Origin of the sequence: Occultella aeris, from assembly GCF_902703175.1 — a bacterium.
Classification (GTDB): Bacteria; Actinomycetota; Actinomycetes; order Actinomycetales; family Beutenbergiaceae; genus Occultella; species Occultella aeris.
Genome location: NZ_CACRYJ010000062.1, coordinates 1 through 24,651 on the forward strand (window position 1 = coordinate 1; position 24,651 = coordinate 24,651).

18 protein-coding genes and 2 tRNA genes are annotated in these 24,651 nt (G+C 70.8%); 11 read left to right on the forward strand and 9 right to left on the reverse strand.

Annotated elements, in window-relative coordinates:
* Window positions 1-28 precede the first annotated feature (28 nt).
* The gene (locus HALOF300_RS21815; RefSeq protein ID WP_156743012.1) at window positions 29-1,051 is read right to left on the reverse strand and encodes a LacI family DNA-binding transcriptional regulator; all 1,023 of its coding nucleotides are present in this window, start codon (window positions 1,049-1,051) and stop codon (window positions 29-31) included.
* 210 nt (window positions 1,052-1,261) lie between these two features.
* Between HALOF300_RS21815 and HALOF300_RS21820 the strand changes: the two genes are divergently transcribed.
* From HALOF300_RS21820 to HALOF300_RS21830, 3 genes are all read left to right on the forward strand, one after another.
* On the forward strand, window positions 1,262-2,521 hold the full coding sequence (locus tag HALOF300_RS21820) for a sugar ABC transporter substrate-binding protein (protein ID WP_156743013.1): 1,260 nt from the start codon (window positions 1,262-1,264) through the stop codon (window positions 2,519-2,521).
* 278 nt (window positions 2,522-2,799) lie between these two features.
* Window positions 2,800-4,323 (forward strand): ABC transporter permease subunit, encoded by a 1,524-nt coding sequence (locus HALOF300_RS21825; protein ID WP_156743060.1) that lies wholly within the window; start codon window positions 2,800-2,802, stop codon window positions 4,321-4,323.
* A gap of 1 nt (window position 4,324) precedes the next feature.
* Window positions 4,325-5,197: a sugar ABC transporter permease gene (locus tag HALOF300_RS21830; protein WP_156743014.1), complete on the forward strand. Its 873-nt coding sequence runs from the start codon at window positions 4,325-4,327 to the stop codon at window positions 5,195-5,197.
* On the opposite strand, the gene HALOF300_RS21835 is transcribed toward HALOF300_RS21830, so the two are convergent.
* The gene (locus HALOF300_RS21835) at window positions 5,187-5,654 is read right to left on the reverse strand and encodes a DUF5956 family protein (RefSeq protein ID WP_156743015.1); all 468 of its coding nucleotides are present in this window, start codon (window positions 5,652-5,654) and stop codon (window positions 5,187-5,189) included. The genes HALOF300_RS21830 and HALOF300_RS21835 overlap by 11 nt on opposite strands.
* 63 nt (window positions 5,655-5,717) lie before the next feature.
* Entirely contained in the window at window positions 5,718-7,445 is a 1,728-nt protein-coding gene (locus HALOF300_RS21840; protein ID WP_156743016.1) for a glycoside hydrolase family 13 protein, read from the reverse strand.
* A 95-nt stretch (window positions 7,446-7,540) separates the two neighbouring features.
* Between HALOF300_RS21840 and HALOF300_RS21845 the strand changes: the two genes are divergently transcribed.
* The 3 genes from HALOF300_RS21845 (at window position 7,541) to HALOF300_RS27410 (ending at window position 12,337) form a co-directional block, all read left to right on the forward strand.
* Entirely contained in the window at window positions 7,541-8,830 is a 1,290-nt protein-coding gene (locus HALOF300_RS21845; RefSeq protein ID WP_156743017.1) for a deoxyguanosinetriphosphate triphosphohydrolase, read from the forward strand.
* 50 nt (window positions 8,831-8,880) lie between these two features.
* Window positions 8,881-11,013, forward strand: a complete 2,133-nt coding sequence (gene dnaG / locus HALOF300_RS21850) for a DNA primase (RefSeq protein ID WP_156743018.1) — start codon at window positions 8,881-8,883, stop codon at window positions 11,011-11,013.
* A gap of 97 nt (window positions 11,014-11,110) precedes the next feature.
* Window positions 11,111-12,337 carry a DUF4352 domain-containing protein gene (locus HALOF300_RS27410; protein WP_231955687.1) on the forward strand — a complete coding sequence of 409 codons (1,227 nt, stop codon included), beginning with the start codon at window positions 11,111-11,113 and terminating at the stop codon, window positions 12,335-12,337.
* A gap of 305 nt (window positions 12,338-12,642) precedes the next feature.
* Here the strand turns inward: HALOF300_RS27410 and HALOF300_RS21860 are convergent.
* Window positions 12,643-12,718 (reverse strand) — tRNA-Asn (locus HALOF300_RS21860).
* Window positions 12,719-12,781: 63 nt separating this feature from the next.
* The gene (locus HALOF300_RS21865) at window positions 12,782-13,282 is read right to left on the reverse strand and encodes a hypothetical protein (protein ID WP_156743019.1); all 501 of its coding nucleotides are present in this window, start codon (window positions 13,280-13,282) and stop codon (window positions 12,782-12,784) included.
* Between the two features lie 49 nt (window positions 13,283-13,331).
* Between HALOF300_RS21865 and HALOF300_RS21870 the strand changes: the two genes are divergently transcribed.
* A tRNA-Ile gene (locus HALOF300_RS21870) sits at window positions 13,332-13,405 on the forward strand.
* Window positions 13,406-13,784: 379 nt separating this feature from the next.
* Here the strand turns inward: HALOF300_RS21870 and HALOF300_RS21875 are convergent.
* The gene (locus tag HALOF300_RS21875; RefSeq protein ID WP_156743020.1) at window positions 13,785-14,486 is read right to left on the reverse strand and encodes a hypothetical protein; all 702 of its coding nucleotides are present in this window, start codon (window positions 14,484-14,486) and stop codon (window positions 13,785-13,787) included.
* A 138-nt stretch (window positions 14,487-14,624) separates the two neighbouring features.
* Here HALOF300_RS21875 and HALOF300_RS21880 point away from each other — a divergent pair, with 138 nt between their 5' ends.
* The 4 genes from HALOF300_RS21880 to HALOF300_RS21895 all read left to right on the forward strand — a co-directional run bounded on the left by HALOF300_RS21880 (window position 14,625) and on the right by HALOF300_RS21895 (window position 21,594).
* Complete coding sequence (locus tag HALOF300_RS21880; RefSeq protein WP_156743021.1) at window positions 14,625-18,233, forward strand: methylmalonyl-CoA mutase family protein; 3,609 nt, start codon at window positions 14,625-14,627, stop codon at window positions 18,231-18,233.
* A gap of 118 nt (window positions 18,234-18,351) precedes the next feature.
* Window positions 18,352-20,424 carry a hypothetical protein gene (locus HALOF300_RS21885; protein ID WP_156743022.1) on the forward strand — a complete coding sequence of 691 codons (2,073 nt, stop codon included), beginning with the start codon at window positions 18,352-18,354 and terminating at the stop codon, window positions 20,422-20,424.
* Between the two features lie 63 nt (window positions 20,425-20,487).
* On the forward strand, window positions 20,488-20,973 hold the full coding sequence (gene def / locus HALOF300_RS21890) for a peptide deformylase (RefSeq protein ID WP_156743023.1): 486 nt from the start codon (window positions 20,488-20,490) through the stop codon (window positions 20,971-20,973).
* A 120-nt stretch (window positions 20,974-21,093) separates the two neighbouring features.
* A complete protein-coding gene (locus tag HALOF300_RS21895) occupies window positions 21,094-21,594 on the forward strand; it encodes a DUF3145 domain-containing protein (protein ID WP_154794633.1) in 501 nt (166 codons plus the stop codon).
* A gap of 212 nt (window positions 21,595-21,806) precedes the next feature.
* Here HALOF300_RS21895 and HALOF300_RS21900 read toward each other — a convergent pair whose 3' ends face one another.
* From HALOF300_RS21900 to HALOF300_RS21910, 3 genes are all read right to left on the reverse strand, one after another.
* Complete coding sequence (locus tag HALOF300_RS21900; RefSeq protein WP_156743024.1) at window positions 21,807-23,051, reverse strand: beta-ketoacyl-[acyl-carrier-protein] synthase family protein; 1,245 nt, start codon at window positions 23,049-23,051, stop codon at window positions 21,807-21,809.
* A gap of 89 nt (window positions 23,052-23,140) precedes the next feature.
* Window positions 23,141-23,389 (reverse strand): acyl carrier protein, encoded by a 249-nt coding sequence (locus HALOF300_RS21905; RefSeq protein ID WP_154794631.1) that lies wholly within the window; start codon window positions 23,387-23,389, stop codon window positions 23,141-23,143.
* A 117-nt stretch (window positions 23,390-23,506) separates the two neighbouring features.
* On the reverse strand, window positions 23,507-24,562 hold the full coding sequence (locus HALOF300_RS21910) for a beta-ketoacyl-ACP synthase III (protein ID WP_156743025.1): 1,056 nt from the start codon (window positions 24,560-24,562) through the stop codon (window positions 23,507-23,509).
* Between the last annotated feature and the right edge of the window lie 89 nt (window positions 24,563-24,651).

Here is a 24,651-nt window from a genome sequence, read left to right on the forward strand (position 1 = left end):
GGGGTGAGTGGGGCAGCAGAGGCCTGCGTCAGGACGGGCGCGGGCAGGCGGCCGTTGAGTCCCGGACGATCAGTTCCGGGCTGAACAGCAACTCCGTCCGCGGCGGGTTCGCGCCGGCGATCTCGGCGAGCATCGTGTTCACCACGGCCATGGACATCGCGTCCACGCTCTGGCGGATCGTGGTCAGGGGCGGGTCCGTGAACGCCATCAGCGGGGAGTCGTCGTACCCGACCACAGAGACGTCCTCCGGCACGGACAGGCCGCGCGAGCGCACCGCCCGGATCGCGCCGAGCGCCATCAGGTCCGAGCCGCAGACGATCGCGGTGTGACCGCTCTCGAGCAGCTCGGTGGCGGCGGCCTGCCCACCCTCCACGCTGAACAGGCTGGTCGCGATGTGCGGCGCGGCGTCGGTGATGCCGAGCCGCTCGGACAGGGCGCGGCTGAACCCCTCCATCTTCCGGGTCGCCGGCAGGAACCGCTGCGGGCCGATCGCCAGGCCGATCTTCGAGTGGCCTTGGGAGATCAGGTGCCGGACCGCCAGGTCCATGCTGCCGACGTCGTCGGAGGAGATCGAGGGCGCGTCCAGTTCGGCCACGAAGCCGTTGACGAGCACCAACGGGGTACCGAGGCTCCGCAGTCGTTGGTAGCGGTCCGGCGCCGCCTGGGTATCGGCGTGCAGTCCGGACACGAAGATGATCCCGTCCACCCCGTGGTCGAGGAGCATCTGGACGTACTCGTCCTCGGTGGTACCGCCGGGGGACTGCGTGCACAGCAACGGGGTGTACCCGGCGTGCGCGAGCGCGGACTCGATCTTCTGCGCGAAGTTCGGGAACACCGGGTTCGTCAGCTCCGGGACCACCAGCCCGATCAGTCCGGCGGATCGGCGCCGCAGCTTCTCCGGCCGCTCGTAGCCGAGCACGTCCAGGGCGGCGAGTACGGCCTGGCGGGTGTCCGCGGAGACGCCGGCCTTGCCGTTCAGCACCCTGGACACGGTGGCGGTGCTGACGCCGGCCTGTTCGGCCAGATCGGTGAGAGTGGTACGCGTGGGCACTGGACCTCCTTGTCCTGGGTAGCGGTCCGTCCCGCAGGGTACTTGGCCGGGGGGCCGCCGTGACAACGGTTCTGTAACGACAATCTGAAAGTTACAGCAAGGACTTGCAAGATCCAAGCCGGAGCGGTTACGGTCTCGTCATCCGGGCGACGCTGTGGTCACAAACTGCCCCGCGTCGCCACATACGTGGACACATTTCAGGAGAGTCGGATGCGACGGAGCATTGTCATCACCGCGGCGGTGGGCCTCACCATGGCCCTGGCCGCCTGCGGTGGCGGAACGGGTAGTGGCGAGGACGAGACCACCGCCGGCGCCGAGGAGACCACCGAGGACGGCGGCTCGGCCGGCACCCTCACCATCTGGGCGGACGAGTTCCGTGCGGCAGCCCTCACCGACATCGTGGCCCAGTTCGAGGAGGACAAGGGCGTCACGGTCGAGATCGTCGAGAAGAACTTCGACGACATCAAGGACGAGTTCATCGCCCAGGCGCCCACCGGCGAGGGTCCGGACATCATCGTCGGCGCCCACGACTGGTCCGGCGAACTCGTCACGAACGGTCTGGTCAGCCCGGTCGAACTCGGCGACGCGGCGGCCGACTTCTCCGAGGTCGCCGTCAACGCCTTCACCTACGAGGGCTCCGTGTACGGCGTCCCGTACGGCATCGAGAACATCGCGCTGGTGCGCAACAACGCGCTCGCGTCGGACACCCCGGCCACCTTCGACGAACTGATCGCGCAGGGTGAGGCCTCCGGCGCCGAGTACCCGGTGCTGATCCAGATGGGCGAGGAGGGCGACGCCTTCCACATGTACCCGCTGCAGACCTCGTTCGGTGCCCCGGTGTTCGCCACCGACGACACCGGCTCCTACATCCCCGAGCTCGCGCTCGGTGGCGACGCCGGAACCGCGTTCGCGGACTACCTCGCCTCGATCGGCCAGGCCGGCTCCGGCGTGCTCGACACGGCGATCACTGCGGACATCGCCCGTGAGGCGTTCGCCAACGGCGAGTCCCCGTATATCCTCACCGGGCCGTGGAACATCGCTCCGTTCACGGACGCCGGCATCGACGTCACCGTCCTGCCCATCCCGAGCGCAGGCGGCGAGCCCGCCGCACCGTTCGTGGGCGTGCAGGGTTTCTACGTGAACTCGTACTCCGAGAACGCGATCCTCGCGAACGAGTTCCTCATCAACTACGCGGCCACCGAGGACGTCCAGGTCGCCATGTATGAGACCGGCGGCCGGATCCCGGCGCTGACCGCGGCTGCGGAGGCCGTCTCGGACGACCCGATCGCGGCCGGCTTCGTCGCCGCCGGCGAGATCGGTGTGCCGATGCCGTCGCTGCCGCAGATGAACTCGGTCTGGGCCTTCTGGGGGGTCACGGAGGCGAACCTGGTCTCCGGTGTCGCCACCGACCCGGCCGCTGCCTGGGCCACGATGGTGGAGAACATCCAGGGCGCGATCGACGCGGCCTGATCGGACGCGGGTGGGCCGGCCGTGACGGGCGGCCGGTCCACCCCACCTTCTCGCTCCGCTGCGTCGCTCCTGGTCCAGGGGCGACGGGGCGCTGCCGGTCCTACTGTTCAGATCAAGGCACGTGACGTCGCGTGCCACCGCCCGGGAGGCTCCTCTTGGCACGCACGAACGGCCGCGACGCGGCGGACTCCACCAGCACGCCGCGGGATGTCTCGAAGGACCTCACGGCCGCCGAGGTAGCGATCACCGGACGCGGCACCACGTCGCACGCCCGCGAGATGGGGCCGTACTTCCTGGTCAAACTCGCCGTGCTGGCGCTGATCAACGCCTTCGGTCTGTTCGTGATCTTCTCCGCCTGGCAGGTCAGCCACTGGGGCATCCTCGGCTCGATGGTCGCGATCCTGATCGTGGCCAACTGGGTCTACTTCTCCAAGCGGATGATCGCCGCCAAGTACCTCTTCCCGGGCCTGGTCTTCCTGCTCGTCTACCAGTTGTTCACGATGGGCTACACCGCCTACATCAGCTTCACGAACTACGGGACCGGCCACAACGCCACCCGCGAGGACGCGATCGCCGCGAACCTCGCTCAGAACGAGAACCGCGTGCCGGACTCGCCGAGCTATCCGCTCACCGTGGTCACGGGCGAGGACGGCGAACTCGGCTTCGCGATCATCGACGACGATGACGAGGTGCTGGTCGGCACCGAGGAGCAGACCTTCGAGGCGGCGCCGGATGCCACGGTCGCCGACGGCGACGTCACCGAGGTCCCCGGCTACAGCGTCCTCACCTTCGGGGAGGTCCTCGAGCAGCAGAACGAGATCACCTCCCTGCGGGTCGGGTTCGACGATGTCGACGAGGGCAGCATCCGCACCCAGGACGGCTCCACCGGGTACCTGTACCGTTCCGTCCTCACCTATGACGAGGCCACCGGCGCCATCACGAACACCGACACCGGCGTCGTCTACTCCGACAACGGCGAGGGGTCCTTCGAGGCGGAGGACGGTTCGACCCTGGTGGTCGGCTGGCGGGTGGCGGTCGGGTTCGACAACTTCACGAAGATGTTCACCGACTCCCGACTCAGCGGGCCGTTCCTGTCCGTGCTGGTGTGGACGTTCGTGTTCGCGTTCCTGTCCGTGGCGACCACGTTCTTCCTCGGCCTGTTCTTCGCGATCGTGTTCAACCACCCGGCCGTGCGCGGACGCAAGATCATCAGGTCGCTGCTGATCCTCCCTTACGCGTTCCCCGGATTCCTCTCCGGGCTTGTCTGGGCGGGCCTGCTCAACCGAAGATTCGGGTTCATCAACCAGGTCCTGCTCGGCGGCGCGGAGATCCCGTGGCTGACCGACCCCTGGCTGGCGAAGTTGTCCGTGATCGGCGTGAACCTCTGGCTCGGCTTCCCGTACATGTTCCTGATCGCCACCGGCGCCCTGCAGGCCATCTCCTCCGACGTCTACGAGGCCGCGAAACTCGACGGCGCGAAGGCCTTCCGCACGATGCGCTCGATCACCCTGCCGCTGCTGATGATCTCCGTGGCGCCGCTGCTGATCGCCTCGTTCGCCTTCAACTTCAACAACTTCAACCTGATCTACTTCGTCACCGAGGGCGGCCCGAACTTCCCCGGCTCGCCGATCGCCGTCGGCGCCACGGACATCCTGATCTCGATGGTCTACTCCGTCGCCATCGAGTCGGGCACCCAGCAGTACGGCCTCGCCTCCGCGATGTCGATCCTGATCTTCGTCATGGTCGGACTGATCTCCTGGCTGGGCTTCAGACAGACCCGCAAGCTCGAGGAGGTGATCTGACATGGCCGCCGAGGCGTACGTGCAGATGAAGGGCCGCCGCTGGTGGCGCGAGGTCAGCTGGCGCTACCTGGTGGCCGTCGCCGCCGTCGTGTATGCGGCGTTCCCGATCGTGTACATCCTGTCCGCGTCGCTGTCCCCGCGGGGCACCCTGACCGGTTCGAACGAACTCTTCGCGGACATCACCACGGCCCAGTACGAGGCCCTGTTCCAGACCCACTTCCCGCAGTGGATCGTCAACACGCTCGTGATCGGGGGCGTGACGGCCATCGCCACGGTGCTGATGGCGTCGGCCGCGGCCTACGCGTTCTCCCGGTTCCGGTTCGCTGGGCGCAACGGTGGCCTCACGTTCCTGCTCCTGGTGCAGATGTTTCCGCAGATCCTCGCGTTCGTCGCGATCTTCCTGCTGCTGCTGAGCCTGCGCGACGTGATCCCGATCCTGGGGCTGAACTCCCGGCTCGGGCTGATCTGCGTCTACCTCGGCGGAGCGCTGGGGGCGAACACGTTCCTGATGTTCGGGTTCTTCAACTCCATCCCGAAGGAGTTGGACGAGGCCGCGAAGATCGACGGCGCCGGGCACGCCCGGATCTTCTTCACGATCATCCTGCGGCTGGTCGCGCCGGTGCTCGCGGTCGTGGCGCTGCTGTCCTTCGTTGGTACCTTCTCCGACTACATCATCGCCGGGATCGTGCTGCAGGATCAGGACAAGCTCACGATCGCGGTGGGTCTCTACCAGTTCATCTCCGGCCAGTTCGACGCCCGCTGGGGCATCTTCGCGGCCGGCGCCGTGATCAGCGCACTGCCCGTCCTGCTGCTTTTCCTGTTCCTGCAGCGCTACATCGTGGGCGGGCTGACGGCGGGGTCGGTCAAGGGCTGACGACGTCCTGGACGGCGTGGACGACCGCGTCGACCTCAGCCTGCGTCAGGGGACCACGCCGAACGGGCACCTCGGCCATGGCTGCGCCGGTGCGTCGTTCGAGGTCCGCGCCGGTCACGCCCTCGGGTAGCAGGATCTCCCACGCGGTCACGGGGGCGGCCGCGGTGATGCCGGCCTCGGCGAGATAGGAGACGATCGACTCGAGAATGACCGCGTCGTCCTCCGGCGTTCGCTCCTCCTCCCAGGAGATCGGCGGTCGGCCGGGGCGCTCGAGTGTGACCCGAACGGGCCGCGGCACCACGCCCGAGCGGGGGCGCGCATAGCCCGGCCCGGCGGCGAACGCCATCAGCGCACCGAGTCCGTTCTCCGGCAGCGCCACCCAGTTGCCGGGACGGCCCGGGTCGTCGACCATCGCCTGCCACCGCTCCGGCTGTCGGCTCGCTGGGGTGCTGCTCATCGCCGCGACGTTACAGTTCCGCGGCCCGGGACCGCACGCGATGCCCGACGGCGGCCGGTCGCCTCAGTCTTCGAGCACGGCCCACACGGCGGTGTCGGCGGGCAGGGCCTGGTGCCCCAGTTCGCCGCGGAGCTCGCCGCTGGCGAGGATCACGTCGAGCCCGTCCGGCAGCGGGATCGGGCCGTCGCTGAGGTTGACGGCCACGATGACCTGGCGGTTCGTGAACACCAGCAGGCCCTGCTCGGGGCCCCATGTGCCATCCACCCAGGCCAGCGACCCGGTGCCGAGGTCGAACTCGCGGCGTAGCCGCAGGGCCTTGCGGAACAGCTCGTAGCTGGAGCCGGCCACGCCCTTCTGGGCGTCGAGCGCGAAGCCGGCCCACGCCGTCGGCTGCGGCAGCCAGGAGGCGCCAGTGGGTGAGAACCCGAACGCCGGGGCGTCGGCCTCCCACGGCAGCGGCACCCGGCAGCCGTCCCGGCCCTTCTCGGTGTACCCGGACCGCCAGAACGCCGGGTCCTGGCGCACGTCACCGGGCAACGCGGTGTGCTCGGGCAGCCCGAGCTCCTCACCCTGGTAGATGTAGGCCGAGCCCGGCAGAGCGAACATCAGCAGGGCGGCGGCGCGGGCGCGACGGGCGCCGAGCTCGGCGTCCGGCTGCGGGTCGTCGGCGCCGATCCCGTTCGGGCCCTTGCCCGTGGCCGGCAGGCCGAGACGGGAAGTGGCCCGCACGACGTCGTGGTTGGAGAGCACCCAGGTGGTCGGTGCGCCGACCGAGTCGCAGGCCGCCAGGCCCTCCGTGATGGAGTCCTTCAGGGCGGGCGCGGACCACTCGGTGCACAGGAAGTCGAAGTTGAATGCCTGGTGCATCTCGTCGGGGCGGATGTAGCGGGCCATCGCCTCGTCGGTGTCCGCCCACGCCTCGGCCACCAGCGCGCGGTCACCGTCGTAGGAGGCGAGCACCTCGTGCCAGCGCCGGTAGATGTCATGCACCCCGGGCTGGTCCCACATCGGCGCCGGGCCGACACCCTCTTCGCCCGCATCGTCACCCGCGATCATCTCGGCGTGCCCGGCCCAGTCCTCGAAGCCCTGGTCCTTGACCAGTCCGTGCGCCACGTCGACGCGGAAGCCGTCCACGCCGCGGTCCAGCCAGAACCGCAGGATCGCCTCGAACTCCGCCCGGACCTCCTCGTTCTCCCAGTTCAGGTCGGGCTGGTGGACGTCGAACAGGTGCAGGTACCACTGGCCGGGGGTGCCGTCGGCATCGGCGACCCGCGTCCAGGCCGGCCCGCCGAACACGCTGCGCCAGTTGTTCGGCGCCTCGGCGCCGTCCGGTCCGCGGCCGTCACGGAAGATGTACCGCGCCCGCTCGGGGGAGCCTGCCGGCGCGGGAAGCGCCGCGCGGAACCACGCGTGCTCGTCCGAGGTGTGGTTCGGCACCAGGTCCACGAGCACGCGCAGGCCGAGGGTCCGCGCCCGAGCGAGGAGTGCGTCGGCGTCCTCGAGGGTCCCGAACAACGGGTCCACCTGCCGGTAGTCGGCGACGTCGTAGCCTGCGTCGTGCTGGGGGGAGGTGTAGAACGGCGAGAGCCAGACGGCGTCGACGCCGAGCCGGCTGAGATGGCCGAGGCGCGCGGTGATGCCGGGCAGGTCGCCGATCCCGTCGCCGCCCGAGTCCGCGAAGGACCGCGGATACACCTGGTAGATCACCGCGCTGCGCCACCACTGACCGCCCGGGGAGTCGGCCCGATGGATGAGGGTGGTACGAACGTCGGGCGTGTCCTCGATCAGCATCCGGCCATTGTCATCCCGGCCGCGCCCGGAGGGAAATCGGCGCGATATCCCCAGCCGTTGCCGGCCCGATCGCCGTTCGCAAGTAGTCTGAGGCCGTGCCGGCCCAACCCCAGCGCCTCATCGGAGGCTACGACGCCGCGGACACCGACCGCTGGCTCGCCGAGCCAGGCAAATCCGCCGCCCGCACCCCCTTCGAGCGGGACCGCGCCCGGGTGGTGCACTCCTCCGCGCTGCGCCGGCTCGGAGCCAAGACCCAGGTCCTCGGACCTGGCACCGACGACTTCGCCCGGACCCGCCTGACGCACTCGCTCGAGGTGGCTCAGGTGGGCCGCGAGCTCGGGAAGTCCCTCGGCTGCGACCCGGACGTGGTGGACACCGCGTGCCTCGCGCACGACCTCGGGCACCCGCCGTTCGGGCACAACGGCGAGGTCGCCCTGGCACAGGTCGCCGCCGGCATCGGCGGGTTCGAGGGCAACGCGCAGACCCTGCGGCTGCTCACCCGGCTCGAGCCGAAGGTGTTCACGCCCGACGGCGTGGGCGTGGGTCTGAACCTGACCCGCGCCAGCCTGGACGCGGCCACGAAGTACCCCTGGTCGGCGGCCGACGCACCACCGAGGGCGGACGGGACGCCGTCGGGCAAGTTCGGCGTCTACGTGGACGACGCCCCCGTTTTCGCCTGGCTGCGGGAGGGCGCCCCTGACGGGGTCCGATGCATCGAGTCGCAGGTCATGGACCTCGCCGACGACATCTCCTACTCCGTGCACGACGTGGAGGACGCCGTGTTCTCCGGCCGGGTGGATCTGCGCCGGGTGGCCGAGGACGAGGCACGCGAGCGGATCATCGCCCAGATCCGGGACTGGTACGCCCCGGCGCTGTCCGACGAGGTCCTGGTCACGGCGATGGACGAGCTCAGCGCGCTGGACTACTGGGTGCACCGGTACGACGGCACCCGCCGCGGGCTGGCCGCGCTGAAGGACATGACCAGCCAGCTCATCGGCCGGTTCTGCGACTCCTCCGCCCGGGCCACCCGGGCCACCTACGGCGACGGTCCGCTGATCCGCTACGACGGCAACCTCATCGTGCCCGATCACGTCCTCGCCGAGATCACCGTGCTCAAGGGCGTCGCGGCCGCGTTCGTGATGGCCCCCCGCGAGGACGACCCGGTGTTCCGTCGGCAGCGGCTCATCCTCACCGACCTGGTCGCCGTGCTCTACGACCGCGCCGAGCTCGCCCTCGCGGAGATCTTCGCCGAGGACTGGTCCGAGGCCACCGATGACGACATCCGGCTGCGGGTGGTCATCGACCAGGTCGCCTCGCTCACGGACCTGTCCGCCCTGCAGTGGCACGCGCAGTTGTGTGGCCCGGACGCGGGTACCGAGATCTGAGCCTCCGCCACCGCGCCGGTACCCGGCCGGATCCGGCTTACACTCGGCCCATGGCAGGCCTGATCCGACGCGAGGACATCGCCGCGGTCCGCGAACGGGCCCGGATCGAGGAGATCGTCGGCCAGCATGTGACGCTTCGCAGCGCGGGCGTCGGATCGATGAAGGGCCTGTGCCCGTTCCACGACGAACGCACGCCCTCCTTCCACGTGCGCCCGCAACTGGGGCTGTGGCACTGCTTCGGCTGCGACGAGGGCGGGGACGTCATCTCGTTCGTGCAGAAGATCGACCACCTGACGTTCGCCGAGGCCGTCGAGCACCTGGCCGGCCGGGTCGGGCTGCAACTGCGGTACGAGGACGACGGCGGCGCGAACCGTCCGCGGGAACAGCCGGGTCGGCGCCAGCGACTCATCGAGGCGCACCGCGTCGCGGCGGAGTACTTCGTCGAGCAGTTGGCCACGCCGGAGGCGGACACCGGCCGGGCATTCCTGGCCGAGCGCGGCTTCGACCGGACCGCCGCGGCGACGTTCGGGGTCGGCTATGCCCCCAAGGGCTGGGACAACCTGACCCGGCACCTGCGCGGCAAGCACTTCACCGAGGCGGAACTGACGGCGTCGGGTCTGCTCTCCCAGGGCAACCGTGGCTCCTACGACCGGTTCCGGGGCCGCCTCATGTGGCCGATCCGGGACCTGTCCGGGGACGTCGTGGGGTTCGGCGCCCGGAAGCTCTATGAGGACGACCCCGGCCCGAAGTACCTGAACACACCCGAGACCACCATCTACAAGAAGTCCCAGGTCCTGTACGGGATCGACCTGGCGAAGCGGGAGATCGCGAAGTCCAAGCAGGTGGTCGTGGTCGAGGGCTACACCGACGTGATGGCGATGCACCTGGCGGGCGTGCCGACAGCCGTGGCCACCTGTGGCACTGCGTTCGGCACCGACCACATCCGGATCGTGCGTCGCCTGCTCGGGGACACCGCGGACGCCGCGGCCGGCGTGATGCTCGCGACCGGCGGAGCGCGTGGCGGTGAGGTGATCTTCACCTTCGACGGCGATGCCGCTGGACAGAAGGCGGCGCTGCGGGCGTTCTCCGAGGACCAGCAGTTCGCATCCCAGACGTTCGTGGCCGTGGAACCGAACGGGATGGACCCCTGCGACCTGCGGCAACAGCGCGGCGACGCGGCGGTCCGGGAACTGGTCGGCGGGCGCGAGCCGCTGTTCGAGTTCGCGATCCGGTCCGTGCTGCGCCAGGTCGACCTGGACACCGCCGAGGGCCGCGTCGCCGGGCTGCGCGCCGGCGTTCCGGTGGTCGCCCGGATCCGCGACCACGCCCTGCGCGGCGAGTACGCCCGCGAGCTCGCCGGCTGGCTCGGCATGGACGAGGCCTCGGTACGTCGCGACGTCACCAGGACCGCCCGTAACCCTCCGCCGGCGCCGTCCACACCGGGGCGGCCCGGGGTGGACGGCGCCGCGGGCGGGCGTAGCGGCCAGGGAGGGTCGGCCGGCGGTCGTGGCGGTCAGAACGGCCGCGACGGGTACGGCGGCTCCCAGAGCGGTCGCAACGGCTACGGCGGCGGCTCCTCGAACGGGCAACGGGACTCGGCTGGTCAGCGGGGCCAGGACACCCAGGGTGGGTACGGCGCGTCGGACTCCGGGTTCGGCGCCTCCCACCGCGATGACCCGGTGGCCCGCCTGGAACGGCAGGTCCTCGAGGTCGTCCTCCAACTCCCGCAGTACGCGCTGGCCACCTCCTTCGACGACCTCGGCGCGGACACCTTCGTGGTGCCCGCCCACCGTGCGGTGCATGATGCGATCCGCGCGGCCGGGGGAGTGCGCGCGTTCGGTGAACTCGCTGGGGATGCCTCGGCCCGTGGTGCCGGGGGCGAGGCCAACTCCCGGGCGGCGGCGTCCTGGAACGAGCAGGTCCGCGAGGCAGCGATCGGGCCCGTCGGAGTGCTCGTCACCGAGCTCGCGGTCGCACCGCTGCCCGAGGACCGACCCGAGGCCCTCGGCGGCTACGCGCGCGGGGTCCTGGTGGCGCTGCTGCGCCTGGGCGTCACCCGGGAGATCGCCGACGCCAAGGGTCGGCTGCAGCGGATGGACCCGGCGGACGAGGCGTACGCGGCGACCTTCGGCCGACTGCTCGAACTGGAGGAACGCCGTCGTTCCCTGCTCAGCGACGCCTGACGGCAGTCGGCGCCGTAGGCGGCGGCCCCGGCCGCACGGGTAGGTCTACCCGTGCGCTGTCCTGCGGCTCCCAGCCGGGTGGCCTAGGGTCTGACCCATGAGTGAGAACCCGCCGCAAGGTCATGGCGGCTCGACCGACCCAGCAGGGAACGGTGAACCGCCAACGGAATCGCTCGGTGGAACGTCATCGGGGGACGCGCAGTCGTCACTCCCGCCGGAGGCGTTCGAGGAGACCACGCTGTACAACCCGGGTTCGTACGGCGCCGGCTCCCAGCCCGGTCACGGGCAGCAGACGCCACCGGGCCAGCCCGGATACGGGCAACCGACACCCCCGCCGGACCAAGCCGGCGCAGGGCCGCAACAAGCGATGGGAGCACAGGCGATGGGCCAACCGGATTACGGGCAGCAGCCCGGCTACGGACAGCAACCCGGCGGGCAGCAGCCAGGTTATGGCCAGCAGCCGGGCGGACAGCAGCCAGGCTACGGTCAGCAGCCGGGCGCGCAGCAACCGGGATACGGGCAGCCGGGCTACGGTCAGCAGCCCGACGCCGGTGCGGGCGGCTACGGCCAGTCCAGCGGCGGCTACGGCCAGCAGCAACCCGGCTACGGTCAGCAGCCGGGGTACGGTCAGCAGCCGGGCTACGGTGCCGGCGGCGGTGGCTACGGGGGCGGACAGCCCCCGCAGGGCCCCAAGCCCTGGTACACCCAGTGGTACACCTGGGTGGCCGCAGTGGTGATCATCGCCCTGGTCGGCGTCGGCGTGTACTTCGGGACTCGTGGGGACGGCGGCGAGGACCCGACCGGTGCTCCCACGACGACGAGCGAGGCCCCCACAACCGAGGAGCCGACGACCGAGGCGCCGACGGACGAGCCGACCGACGAGCCGACCGACGAGCCGACGGACATGCCGACGGCCTCCGGTGACATCCTCCCGTTCGGGGAGACCGGAACGCTCGGTGACTGGTCGATCTCGCTGAGCGACTTCGTTCCGGACGCCAACGACCTGGTCGCAGGCGAGGGCTCGGACCCGCCGCCGGACGGCTTCCGGTACGCGATGATCCGGGTGACCGGCACGAACAACGGTGCCGCGGCGCTGAACCTGTACAACAGCGTCGGGATCGGCTACCTCGCCACGGACGGTGAGATCTACGAGAGCACCCTCGCGGTGGTGCCCGATGACGCCTTCCAGCTTGACGACGTCGCACCTGGCGCGTCCGCCTCCGGCAACTGGGGTCTGGAGATCCCGGCCGATGACGATGGTCAGGGTCAGTGGGGCTTCATCGACGAGGCGGGTAACACCCTCTACTTCGAGGCGGCTGGGTGATCGGGGCAGGCGCCGCGAGGTAGGCCTGTCTGGACCGAACCACGCAGGGCGTGACTCCCACCCGGGGGTCACGCCCTGCGGCGTTGTCCGAGGCGCGCGATCACGAGCGGGCCGGCGTGCATGTGGCGAGGATCACGCCCAAACCCGCCCCCGGCGCATCCCGGCCCGGCGAGACCCGTCGCCTGCCCCGAGACCAAGCCGTGCGGAGCCCGGGCGTGGGCGCTGCCCCGGTCCGGGCCGGTCGGGCCGCGTTGCCGGCCCTGAACTGAGAAGGCCCGGAATCTCATGGATTCCGGGCCTTGCGCTGGCTCCCTCGACTGGACTCGAACCAGTAACCGTCCGATTAACAGTCGGATGCTCTGCCAATTGAGCTACGAGGGATCGCGCTGAGAATACTAACAGTCCCGGCGGGGTGCTCCGGCCCGCCGGTCGCCGTGCGTGACCTCAGGGCTGGAGCCCGACGGCGGAGCGGATCCGCCGCTCGAGGTCCGCGATCTGAGCCTCCAGGGCGGGCCCGCTACGCACCTTGCCGGAGGCGGTCACCTGGGAGAACAGCTCGCCGTCCGGCCCCCGCCTGACGGCGGCCCGCAGCTGGCCGCCACCGGGCGCCTTCTCGGTGATGACCTGGACCAGCGAGTGCTCCACCTGCTCGCGGATCAGCAGCGGGAACCTCGCCGGCGCCTCCTCGGTCAGGGTCAGTTCAGTCGGTGCGGCGCCGTCCACCCAGGTGAGCGTCATCGTCAGGGTCTCGCCGTCCCAGTCGCCGTGGTCGACGTCGGACCAGGGCCGGTCCAGCACCAGGTCGTCCTCGGTGACCACGAGCACGCTTCCGCGCGCGAGCACGGCCCAGCCACCGCCGTCGAGCGTCTGGACCAGCAGGGGACGCACCCCGGGCGGCAGCTTCTCGGCAGCCGTAGCGGGCAGGGATTCGCGTGATCGGGCCATACCCCTGACGCTAACCCACCGCGCGGGCAGATAGGCTGGTGCGCCGTCGGCCCCAGTAGCTCAGCCGGTCAGAGCAGCGGACTCATAATCCGTCGGTCGTGGGTTCAAGCCCCACCTGGGGCACCGCTCGCCCGGCCGCACCGCGAGGGTGTCATTGTGCGGCGGGCGGCCGCGTTGTGCCGCCCAACGACTCGTTCGCGTGGTCCGGCGACGTTCGCGCGGGCCGGAGGGGACGACGAGCGGGTCCAGTCGCTCTCTGCTTCCGGCATGGCGGCCTTACGCCCGCCCCGGTGAAACCCGGTGGTTCTCGTCCCTACCTGCGACTCGGCCCCTGCTCCGGCCCACGCATCAGCAAGGACCGGGCAGCGGCTGCGGATGTGACAACTCCCCCTGCCCGATCGTCATGACCGGGCAGGGGGAGCGGGCGGCGGCGTGGTCACCGGGACCACGTTCGGGGCGCAGCGGGTCCGCGGACGGCCGACGCCATCGCCGATACGACCGGCTAGCGGATACCCGCCTGCTGGTCGTACCAGGTCCGGGACGAGTTCACGATCGCGAGGGCCGAGGCCGCGATGACCCAGATGACGCCGAGCCCTAGCTGGGCGGCGCCGTCGCCGGACACGACCGAGACGATGCTGAGCAGGACATAGAGCCCGCCCATCACGGCGAGGCCGATCGCCGCGCCCTTCTTCCCGCGCCACATCAGAACGGCGAGGACGATCACCGCAATGCACCACACCACGACGAGGAGACCGAGTCCGACGATGAATCCGGTGGCGCTGCCCGGCAGCATCTCAGCGAACTCCGGGTCGTTGGCCAAAGCTCCACCGGCGACCGCGATGAGCAGGCCGAGCAGGACGCCGAGGCCACCGCCGATCCAGCTCATGATCGCGGCAGCCTTCACCGAGCCGGGCTTCTCGGGTGGGAGCCCGTAGGGCGTCTGCCCGAACGGCGTGCCGTACTGGTTGGCGCCGAACTGGTTCCCGCCGACCTGACCCGCGCCGTACTGGCCAGGGACCGGCGGCATCGCCGGTGGGCCGCTCGGCTGTTGGCCGTAGCCACCCTGTTGGCCATACGCGGGCTGCTGGCCATACGCAGGCTGCTGACCGTATCCGGGCTGCTGGCCGTAGCCGCCCGGCTGCTGGCCGTAGCCACCCTGCTGCGGGTCGGGCGGTCCGTACGGGCTGGCAGGTGGGTTGGTCACGGTCGATTCCCCTTGTGGTCTCCGGTGAGGTCTGGTGGCCATTGTGTCGCATCGGGCGCGTCGGCGTCCCGCCCTGTGGCGACCGAGTTGGCGGGTTACGATCGCAAGATCCGCCCGGCGTCGTGTGGAGGGAGCCAGATGAGCGTGTCGACCGACCGTATCCGCGGGGAAACGGGCGCGGGTGCCGCGAGCCCGCTCCGGTTCGTCACGGCCGCCAGCCTGTTCGACGGCCACGATGCCGCGATCAACATCATGCGTCGCTTGATCCAGGCCAGCGGCGCCGAGGTGGTCCACCTGGGCCACAACCGGTCGGTGGATGACGTGGTCCGCGCCGCACTCGCCGAGGACGCCGACGCGATCGCGATCTCCTCCTACCAGGGCGGGCACCTGGAGTACTTCCGCTACCTCGTCGACCGCCTCCGCGAGGCAGGCGCCGACCACGTGCGCGTATTCGGCGGAGGCGGCGGCACCATCACCCCCGCAGAGATCGCCGAGCTCGAGGCGTACGGCGTCGAGCGCATCTACCACCCCGACGACGGCATGCAGTTGGGTCTGCAGGGCATGATCGACGACGTCATCGCCCGCGCGAGCGCGCACCGCCGCCCGGCGTCGATGCCCGACGGCGTCCCGTCCGTCGGCGACGACGTCGCCCTCGCGCGCACGATCAGCGCCATCGAGGACGGAGTCCTGGCGGACGCGGACCTGGCAGCCGTCCGCTCCGAGTGGGCCGCGGCCGCGGCCGGCCGCGCCGTGCCCGTCCTCGGCGTCACGGGAACCGGCGGCGCCGGCAAGTCCTCGGTGATCGACGAGCTCCTGATCCGCTTCCTCGCCGCCTTCGAGGACATCCATATCGCGGTGCTCTCGGTCGATCCCACCCGCCGCCGCACCGGCGGGGCGCTGCTCGGCGACCGGATCCGGATGAACGCCCTGCGCAGCGATGCGATCCACCTGCGCTCGATCGCGACCCGCAGCCAGCACACCTCGATCGCCGCGATGCTCGGGGACTGCATCGCGCTGCTCAAGGCCGCGGGCTTCGACCTCGTCATCGTCGAGACCGCGGGCATCGGGCAGTCCGACTCGGCGATCGTGGAACTCGTGGACCTCCCGGTCTACGTGATGACCAGCGACTACGGCGCCGCGAGCCAGCTCGAGAAGATCGACATGGTCGACTACGCGGACCTGATCGTGCTGAACAAGTACGACCGCCGCGGTGCCCCCGACGCGCTGCGCGACATCCGCAAGCAGTGGCGGCGCAACCGCGTCGCGTTCGACCTCCCGGCCGAGCAGGTCCCGGTGCTGCCCACGATCGCGAGCCAGTTCAACGACCCCGGGGTGACCGCGGTCTTCGAGCGGCTGCGGGCGATGCTCGCTGCCCAGGTCGAGGCCGCCGACGGCGAGGCCCGCCTCGAGTGGGACGCTCACCCGGGTGGGGCCTCCGCGGGCGCCGAGCCCCGTTCCGTGGCGCTCATCCCCGGGGCGCGGGTGCGCTACCTGGCCGAGATCGCCGAGGCCGGTCGCGGCCTGCGGGACCGCGTCGCGAACGACGTCGAGACCGCGGACGCGGCGCAGGCCTACTGGCGCACCCTGCGTGACCTCGGCGACCCGGCGCTGCCCGAGGCCCTCGCGCCCTACCGCAGCGCCGACCTCGACGCAGCCGGCCCGGCCGAGTCACCGACCGAGGCGACGCCGCCGACGGGGTCGGGTGACGCCGTCGGTCCCGCCGCCGAGGAGCCCGCGGACGCGAACCTTCCTGCGGGGGCGGGGGACGCCGTCGGGCACTCGCCCGACGCGACCCTGCTCGCGCTGCGGCGGGCCTACAACGCCGCCGTCGGGCGGCTCGGTGAGGACTCGCGCGAACTGCTGCGCGCCTGGCCCGGGCGGCTCGCCGCGATCACCGGCGAGGCAGGCACGTACCGCGTCCGCGGCAAGGACCTCGAGGTGGCGAACCACTCGACGTCGCTGTCCGGCACCCGGATCCCGAAGGTCGCCGCGCCGACCTACCGCGGCTGGGGTGACCTGCTCGCGTTCCTGCACCACGAGAACCTGCCCGGCGCGTTCCCGTACACCGGCGGCGTCTATCCGTACCGGCGCACCGGCGAGGATCCGACCCGGATGTTCGCGGGGGAGGGTACCCCGGAGCGCACGAACCGCCGGTTCCACTACCTCAGCGCTGGGCAGGAGGTCGCGCGGCTGTCCACGGCGTTCGACTCGGTGACCCTGTACGGGGAGGACCCGGCCACCCGCCCGGACATCTACGGCAAGGTCGGCAACTCCGGCGTGAACGTGCCGACCCTGGACGACATGAAGAAGCTGTACTCCGGCTTCGACCTGTGCGCGCCGACGACGTCGGTCTCGATGACGATCAACGGGCCCGCGCCGATCATCCTCGCCATGTTCTTCAACGCGGCGATCGATCAGCAGGTGGAGAAGTATCTGAGGGCCGACGGCGGTCGCTGGGCGGGCGCACAGGCTCGCCTCGAGCAGCTGCAGGCAGAGTCGGCGGAGGGGGACGTGCCGTCATACACCGGCGACCTGCCGCCCGGGCACGACGGCCTCGGTCTCGCCCTGCTCGGGGTCACCGGCGACCAGCTCGTCGACGCCGAGACCTACGCGCGGATCCGCAGCCGCACGCTCGCTGCGGTGCGGGGTACCGTGCAGGCGGACATCCTCAAGGAGGACCAGGCCCAGAACACGTGCATCTTCAGCACGGAGTTCGGGCTGCGGATGATGGGGGACATCCAGCAGTACTTCATCGACTCCGGGGTGCGGAACTTCTACTCGGTGTCGATCTCCGGCTATCACATCGCCGAGGCCGGGGCGAACCCGATCACGCAACTCGCGTTCACGCTCGCGAACGGGTTCACGATCGTCGAGTACTACCTGGCCCGCGGGATGAGCATCGACGAGATCGCGCCGCACCTCTCGTTCTTCTTCTCCAACGGGATGGACCCCGAGTACGCGGTGATCGGGCGGGTGGCGCGGCGGATCTGGGCGCGGGCGATGCGGGACAACTACGGTGCCGGCCCGCGCAGCCAGATGCTGAAGTACCACGTGCAGACGTCGGGCCGGTCGCTGCACGCCCAGGAGGTGCAGTTCAACGACATCCGCACCACCCTGCAGGCGTTGTACGCGATCTTCGACAACTGCAACAGCCTGCACACGAACGCCTACGACGAGGCCGTCACCACCCCGACCGAGGAGAGCGTGCGCCGGGCCGTGGCGATCCAGATGATCATCAACGCCGAGCTCGGGCTGAACCGGACCGAGAATCCGTGGCAGGGAAGCTTCATCATCGGTGAGCTCACCGACCTCGTGGAGGAGGCCGTCTACGCCGAGTTCGAGGCGATCAGCGACCGTGGCGGGGTGCTCGGGGCGATGGAGACGATGTACCAGCGGGGCCGGATCCAGGACGAGTCGTTGCTGTACGAGACGCGCAAGCACGACGGGTCGCTGCCGATCGTCGGGGTGAACACGTTCCTGCCCCGGGACGACCCGGGCCGGATCGCCACGAAGATCGACCTGATCCGCAGCACCACTGCGGAGAAGGAGCAGCAGATCGCCGAGGTCGCGCGCTGGTGTGCGGAGCGCAACGGACTCGCACCGGCCGCGCTGGCGGACCTGCAGCGCGTCGCGCGTGACGGCGGGAACCTGTTCGAGGCGCTCATGGCCGCCGTCCGGACGCACTCGCTTGGGCAGATCACACACGCGCTGTACCTGGTCGGCGGGGAGTACCGACGCAACATGTGAGGGGGCAGAGGTGCCCGTCGGGATATCCCGGCGCCACCTGGGCCGATACCCCTAGACTGGGCCGGAAAATCGAATCGACCGAGGCGCTGGGGCGTGCTCGGACTCTGAGGGGAACGGCATGGCATATCGCTACAACTCGCCTCCTGGCTGGCCGACGCCGCCGGAGGGCTGGACCCCTCCGCCGGGGTGGCAGCCGGACGCGTCCTGGGGGCCGGCGCCCGAGGGTTGGCAGTTCTGGTTGGACGAGGCCACCGGTGCCCCGCCCGCCGCCGCCGCGACGGATGGTGCCGCCGTGAGCGATGCCGCCGGCACGTCCGGGTCGGACGCCATGACCGGCTCTGATTCGACTGGCTCGGACTCGACGGACTCGGACTCCATGGCTGAGGTCGCCGGTTCGGACTCCGTGGGCGGTGTGGTCGACTCAGACGCGACCGTCGTGCGTTCGGCGATGCCGACGGGTGACGCGATGTCCGGCTCGGACGCCACGAGTGGCGCTGGCTCGGAGGCAATGGCCGGCTCGGACTCGATGGGGTCCTCGGACGCCATCGGGTCGGCTGACACCTCCACGTCCGGCGCCAACGGCGCGGGTGCGGACGCCACGGCTTCGGACGAGGTGCCCCGGTTCGACGGAGACGCCTCACCGCGCTTCGGCGAGGCGGCCCCAGGGGCGGCCGGCCCGCTGCCTGCCAGCGACGAGCCGACCACGTTGTTCACGCCGGGTGCGCACGTGGCGGGTCCCGCACAGCCAGAGCAGCCGGGTCCGGCCGGTGACGGCTTCGGCGCCGCGAGCGGTGCGCCGTCCTACGGTGACGGCAGCGGTGCGCCGACCTACGGTGGCGCCAGCGGTGCGCCCACCTACGGTGGCGCGAGCGCCGGCCAGGGCGAACAGCAGGGGCCCTCCTACGGCGGCGCAGCCGCCGCGGGTGCCGTCGGTGGTGCGGCCGCGTCCCAGTTCGGGCCGCCGCAGCCGTCCTACGGCGACCCCCAGACGCAGGCGTTCGGACAGTCGCCCACTCAGGCGTTCGGACAGTCACCCACTCAGGAGTTCGGCCAGTCGCAGGAGCAGTACGGTCCGGCTGGCGGCCAGCCCGGCCAGTACGGCCAGGCATCCGCTCCGGGTTATGACCAGTCGGCCGGTCAGTACGGTCAGGGTTCGGCTCCGCAGGGTTATGACCAGTCGGCCGGTCAGTACGGTCAGGCCTCGGCCCCGCAGGGTTACGACCAGTCCGCGGGGCAGTATGGCCAGGCCTCGGCCCCGCAGGGTTACGACCAGTCCGCGGGGCAGTATGGCCAGGCCTCGGCCCCGCAGGGTTACGACCAGTACGGCCAGGCGGCCGGCGCTGCGGGGTACGGCGGCCAGACCGCCGGCCAACCGCCGTCGAACAGCATGTACAACTACGCACCCACGAGCGGCCTTGACCAGGGCGGCAACTCGCCCTACGGCATGGCCGGGGGCTACGGCGGCCCGGCCGGACCCGGGACCCCGGGCGGTGGCGGGAGCAACAAGACCCCGCTGATCATCGGGATCGTCGTGGCCGTCGTGGTGATCGCGCTGGTCGCCTTCTTCGCGATCCGCGCCATCACCGGCGGCGACGGTGACACCGGTGGCACGCCGACGCCGACCGTCACCACCGCGCCGCCGACGGACGAGCCGACCGACGAGGCGACTGACGAAACGACGGACGAGCCCACGGATGAGCCGACGGACACCACCACGGTGGCCCCGCCGACCGGTGACTACGTGAACCTCACCGGCTCCGACCCCGCCATCGTGGCGGACAACGGGGTACCGGTCGTCGAGGTGCGGCTGCTCCAGGCTCAGACGGGCTGGCAGCCGGGTGGGAGTTCGGTCCTGTGCTCCGAGCCCGAGGCCGGGCAGTACCTCGGCCTGGAGTTCGAGTTCACGACGTTGCCGGCCCTGGCCGATACCGAGGACGGCTTCTACTCGTTCATCGGGTTCGAACTCGGGGCGCAGACCGCCTCCGGCGCGGACCTGGAGGCCAACGCCTTCTCCGGCCTCTTCTGCCTCGACTCGAGCCAGCAGGCGCCGTCGGAGATGCAGCCCGGACAGACGTACACCGGCTGGGCCGTCCTGGACGTGCCCACCGACGTCGCGGCCGTGACGTGGTCGGACTGGCTCGACTTCACCGGCAGCTCCCAGGACTATCGCTGGGTCCTGGCCGAGCAGTAGAGACCGCCGTCGCAGGGGCGCTGGGGAAACCCCCGGCGCCCTTGCGCGTGGAAGGATCGAGGCATGGCATTCCGTGACATCCGCACGATCGGCGACCCCGTGCTGCGGACCCTGTGTGAGGAGATCACCAACATCGACGACCGGGTCCGAGCCCTGGTCGCGGACCTGGTGGAGACTGTGGACGCCGAGGGCCGAGCCGGCCTGGCCGCGAACCAGATCGGCGTCAGCCTGCGGGCGTTCTCCTGGAATCTCGACGGCGAGGTCGGCTACGTGCTGAACCCGCGGTTGGTGGAGGTCTCCGAGGAGACCCAGGACGGTGACGAGGGATGCCTCTCGGTACCGGGCCTGTGGTTCCCCGCGAGGCGCGCCGCGTACGCGAAGGTCGAGGGGATCGACCTCGACGGCGCCCCGGTGACCGTCGAGGGCGAGGGCATCAAGGCCCGCTGCCTGCAGCACGAGGTGGACCACCTGGACGGCAAGCTGTACCTCGATCGGCTGGACCGGGACGTCCGCAAGAGTGCGATGCGGAAGGTCCGGGAATTGATGTGAGGTGCACAAACGCCCTCCTTTAGGGCATCATGGACATGGAAGCCGTGTGCATTCCTTGAATGTGACTGACCGAGATCGTTGGGGAAGACGTATCTCGAACAGAACAGGAAGGGGATGGCAATGACTGGTGCAAGCACCCGCGGCGTCATTTTCGTGCACTCCGCACCCCGGGCTCTGTGCCCGCACGTGGAGTGGGCAGCAGGCTCCGTGCTGGACGCGCGCGCGTCCTTCGACTGGACCCCGCAGCCGGCCGCGCCCGACCTGTTCCGCGCCGAACTGTCCTGGACCGGACCGGCGGGCACCGGCGCCCGCCTGGCCTCCGCACTGCGCGGGTGGACCCACCTGCGCTACGAGGTCACCGAGGAGCCCTGCCTGGGCACTGACGGCGGCCGGTGGAGCCACACGCCGGACCTGGGCATCTTCCATGCCCAGGTGGACGTGCACGGCAACGTCGTGGTCCCAGAGGACCGCATCCGGGCCGCCATGACGCATGCCGACGAGCCGGCCCGGATGAAGCACGAGCTGGACCTGGCCCTCGGTCAGGCCTGGGACGACGAGCTCGAGCCGTTCCGCTACGCCGGCGCCGGGGTCCCGGTGCGCTGGCTGCACCGCGTCGGCTGAGCCGGGCGGCCCGCGCCAGCACCGACCCCACCCCTTGACGTTGAGATCGCACCCATCGCGCTGAGATAGCACCTACGAAGGCATCTGTTCCACTGACGCGAGGTGCGGGTTGTGCGCGGGCGGACCCACACTTCAGGTCAGGGGAGCTCGGGCGCGGGTACGAATCCAGCGGGACAGGTACGAGGGTGGGCGCCCTGCGGGGAAGGCGCCCGTCAGGCGCTCGTGAACACCAGGGTGGCGTTGTGGCCGCCGAAGCCGAAGCCGTTGTTGACGGCGGCGATGTCGCCGTCACGCAGCGGACGCGGCACGTCCCGGACCAAGTCGATCGGCAGGTCCGGCTCGGGGTCGGAGACGTTGATCGTGGGCGGCGCCTGCCGGTCCACGATCGCCATGATCGTGAAGATCGACTCCAGTGCGCCGGCGCCACCGAGCAGGTGCCCGGTCATGGACTTCGTCGCCGAGATCGCCACGTGGTCCGCGTCGTCGCCGAGTGCGCGGCGCATCGCCGCGGCCTCCACGCCGTCACCGGCGGGGGTGGACGTCGCGTGCGCGTTGACGTGCACCACGTCGGAGGCGCGCACCCCGGCGTTCTCCAGGGCGAGCCGGAAGGCCCGCTCCTGACCGGCGCCGGTGGGGTCGGGGGGCGCGACGGCGTACGCGTCGGACGTGATCCCGAGCCCGGCCACGCGGGCGTAGATCCGGGCGCCGCGGGCGATGGCGTGGTCCTCACGCTCGAGCACGAGGACGCCGGCTCCCTCGCCGAGCACGAACCCGTCCCGGTTGACGTCGTAGGGGCGCGAGGCGCCGGCCGGATCGTCGTTGCGGGTGGACAGCGCCTGCATCTTCGCGAACGACGCGATCGGCAGCGGGTGGATGGCGGCCTCGGTGCCGCCGGCCACGACCACGTCCGCGCGGCCGGTGCGGATCATCTCCAGGCCGTAGCCGATGGCCTCGGCGCCGGAGGCACACGCGGAGACGGGCGTGTGGGCGCCCGCCTTGGCACCGACCTCGATGGAGACGTAGGCGGCGGGGGAGTTCGGCATCAGCATCGGGACGGTCAGCGGGAGGACCCGCCGCACGCCCTGGTCCCTGATCGTGTCCCAGGCGTTGACGAGCGTGATCACCCCGCCGATGCCGGAGGCGATCACGGCGCCGATCCGCTCACCCGGCAGTTCGGGGGACCCGGCGTCCGCCCAGGCCTCGCGCGCCGCGATCATCGCGAACTGCGCGCTGGGGTCCATCCGGCGGGTCTCGGGCCGGGACAGGACGTCCTCGGCTGGTACGGCCAGCTGGCCGGCGAACGTCACGGGCAGCTCGTACTGGCTCACCCAGTCGTGTTCGAGGGTACGCACGCCGGACTTGCCGGCGAGGGCGGCGGCCCAGGTCGTGGGGACGTCACCACCGAGCGGTGAGGTCGTTCCGAGGCCGGTCACAACTACGTTCGGTTGATCGCTCATCTGCGTACTCCAAGACTGTGAAGCAGGGGGTGGCCGCGCCGGGCGTGCGGATCACGCACGCCCGGCGGCAACCGGGGTCGGGACGAGGCTCAGGCCTGGGCCTGGGCGATGAAGCTCACGGCGTCACCAACGGTGTTGAGGTTCTTCACCTCTTCGTCGGGGATGCGGACCTCGAACTTCTCCTCGGCCAGGGTGACGATCGTCATCATCGACAGCGAGTCGATGTCGAGGTCATCGGTGAACGACTTGTCCTTCTGGACGGCGTCGGTGGGCAGGCCCGTCTCGTCGTTCACGATCTCGGCCAGACCGGCCAGGATGTCCTCTTCGCTGTGCGCCATGCTTGCTCCATTCTCAGGGTTTCATTCGGGGTGGGAACAGTGTCCCCGACGCCGTGGTGACGGTGCCACCGCGGCGCGCTGGGCGGCCGGAGGAGGTTCGGGCGGCCCGAGCAGGTCTCAGGGTAGGACCACGACCTGCGCGGCGTAGGCGAGCCCGGCGCCGAAGCCGATCTGCAGCGCGATGTCGCCGCTCTTCGCCTGCCCCTCGCGGAGCAGGCGTTCGGTGGCCAGCGGGATCGACGCCGCGGAGGTGTTGCCGGTGTCGGCGATGTCGCGACCGACCACGATGTCCTCGCGGAACTTGATCAGCTTCAGCAGCTGGTCGGTGATCCTCATGTTCGCCTGATGCGGGATGAACACGTCGATGTCCTCGAGCTGCAGCCCGGCGGCATCCACGGCGCGTCGGGCGATGTTCGGCATCGAGGAGATCACCCACTTGAACACGGTGGGCCCGAGCTGGCGCAGCGTCGGGGTGGTCATCTGGGAGACCTCCTCGGCGGTCTCCGGGGTCTCCGGGACCGGCTCACCGAGCTCCTCGCGGCGGTAGTCCAGCCAGGAGTGGGTCTGGTAGATCACGGAGGCCTGCGAGCCGTCGCTGCCCCACACGGTCGGCCCGATCCCGGGCGTGTCCGAGCGGCCGACGATCGCGGCGCCCGCCCCGTCACCTAGGAGGAATGAGATGGTGCGGTCGGTCGGGTCGATGAAGTCGCTCATCTTCTCGACGCCGATGACGAGCACGTTCTCGGCCGTCCCGGCCCGCACCAGCGCGTCTGCCTGGGCGATCCCGTAGCAGTAGCCCGCGCAGGCGGCGGAGACGTCATACGCCGGCGCCGGGGTGGCTCCGATGGCGTCGGTGACGATGGTGGCCAGCGACGGCGTCTGCTCGAAGTGGGTCACCGTGGAGACCAGCACCGCGTCCAGGTCCGTCCCGGTCAGGCCCGCCTTGGCGAGCGCGTCCTGCGCGGCGTCGACGGCGAGATCCTTGACCGTCACGCCCTTCGCGGCCCGGGCCCGGGTCTTGATGCCCGTGCGCTGCTGGATCCACTCGTCCGAGGAGTTGATCGGGCCGACGATGTCGTCGTTCGGGACGAGTTCGCTGCCACGCGAACCCCCGACGGCGAGGATGCGGGAGCCGAGGACGGGTGTGGGCTGCGCGAGGGTCGGCTTGGTCATCGTGGCTCCTGGGTGGGTCGGGTGGTCCGGGCGCGTGCGGGCCGGTCCGGCCCGGCAGGCGCGTCGCGGCTGGGTCGCGGCCGGCACAT

What these genes read in the sequence shown, in the direction of transcription:
- HALOF300_RS21895 (WP_154794633.1), top strand. Translation starts at nt 21,094, where the DNA reads ATGACTGGTGCAAGCACCCGCGGCGTCATTTTCGTGCACTCCGCACCC.
- HALOF300_RS21910 (WP_156743025.1), bottom strand. Translation starts at nt 24,562, where the DNA reads ATGACCAAGCCGACCCTCGCGCAGCCCACACCCGTCCTCGGCTCCCGC.
- HALOF300_RS21840 (WP_156743016.1), bottom strand. Translation starts at nt 7,445, where the DNA reads ATGCTGATCGAGGACACGCCCGACGTTCGTACCACCCTCATCCATCGG.
- HALOF300_RS21885 (WP_156743022.1), top strand. Translation starts at nt 18,352, where the DNA reads ATGGCATATCGCTACAACTCGCCTCCTGGCTGGCCGACGCCGCCGGAG.
- HALOF300_RS21820 (WP_156743013.1), top strand. Translation starts at nt 1,262, where the DNA reads ATGCGACGGAGCATTGTCATCACCGCGGCGGTGGGCCTCACCATGGCC.
- HALOF300_RS21865 (WP_156743019.1), bottom strand. Translation starts at nt 13,282, where the DNA reads ATGGCCCGATCACGCGAATCCCTGCCCGCTACGGCTGCCGAGAAGCTG.
- HALOF300_RS21830 (WP_156743014.1), top strand. Translation starts at nt 4,325, where the DNA reads ATGGCCGCCGAGGCGTACGTGCAGATGAAGGGCCGCCGCTGGTGGCGC.
- HALOF300_RS21835 (WP_156743015.1), bottom strand. Translation starts at nt 5,654, where the DNA reads ATGAGCAGCACCCCAGCGAGCCGACAGCCGGAGCGGTGGCAGGCGATG.
- HALOF300_RS21825 (WP_156743060.1), top strand. Translation starts at nt 2,800, where the DNA reads ATGGGGCCGTACTTCCTGGTCAAACTCGCCGTGCTGGCGCTGATCAAC.
- HALOF300_RS21880 (WP_156743021.1), top strand. Translation starts at nt 14,625, where the DNA reads ATGAGCGTGTCGACCGACCGTATCCGCGGGGAAACGGGCGCGGGTGCC.
- HALOF300_RS21900 (WP_156743024.1), bottom strand. Translation starts at nt 23,051, where the DNA reads ATGAGCGATCAACCGAACGTAGTTGTGACCGGCCTCGGAACGACCTCA.
- HALOF300_RS27410 (WP_231955687.1), top strand. Translation starts at nt 11,111, where the DNA reads ATGAGTGAGAACCCGCCGCAAGGTCATGGCGGCTCGACCGACCCAGCA.
- dnaG (WP_156743018.1), top strand. Translation starts at nt 8,881, where the DNA reads ATGGCAGGCCTGATCCGACGCGAGGACATCGCCGCGGTCCGCGAACGG.
- def (WP_156743023.1), top strand. Translation starts at nt 20,488, where the DNA reads ATGGCATTCCGTGACATCCGCACGATCGGCGACCCCGTGCTGCGGACC.
- HALOF300_RS21905 (WP_154794631.1), bottom strand. Translation starts at nt 23,389, where the DNA reads ATGGCGCACAGCGAAGAGGACATCCTGGCCGGTCTGGCCGAGATCGTG.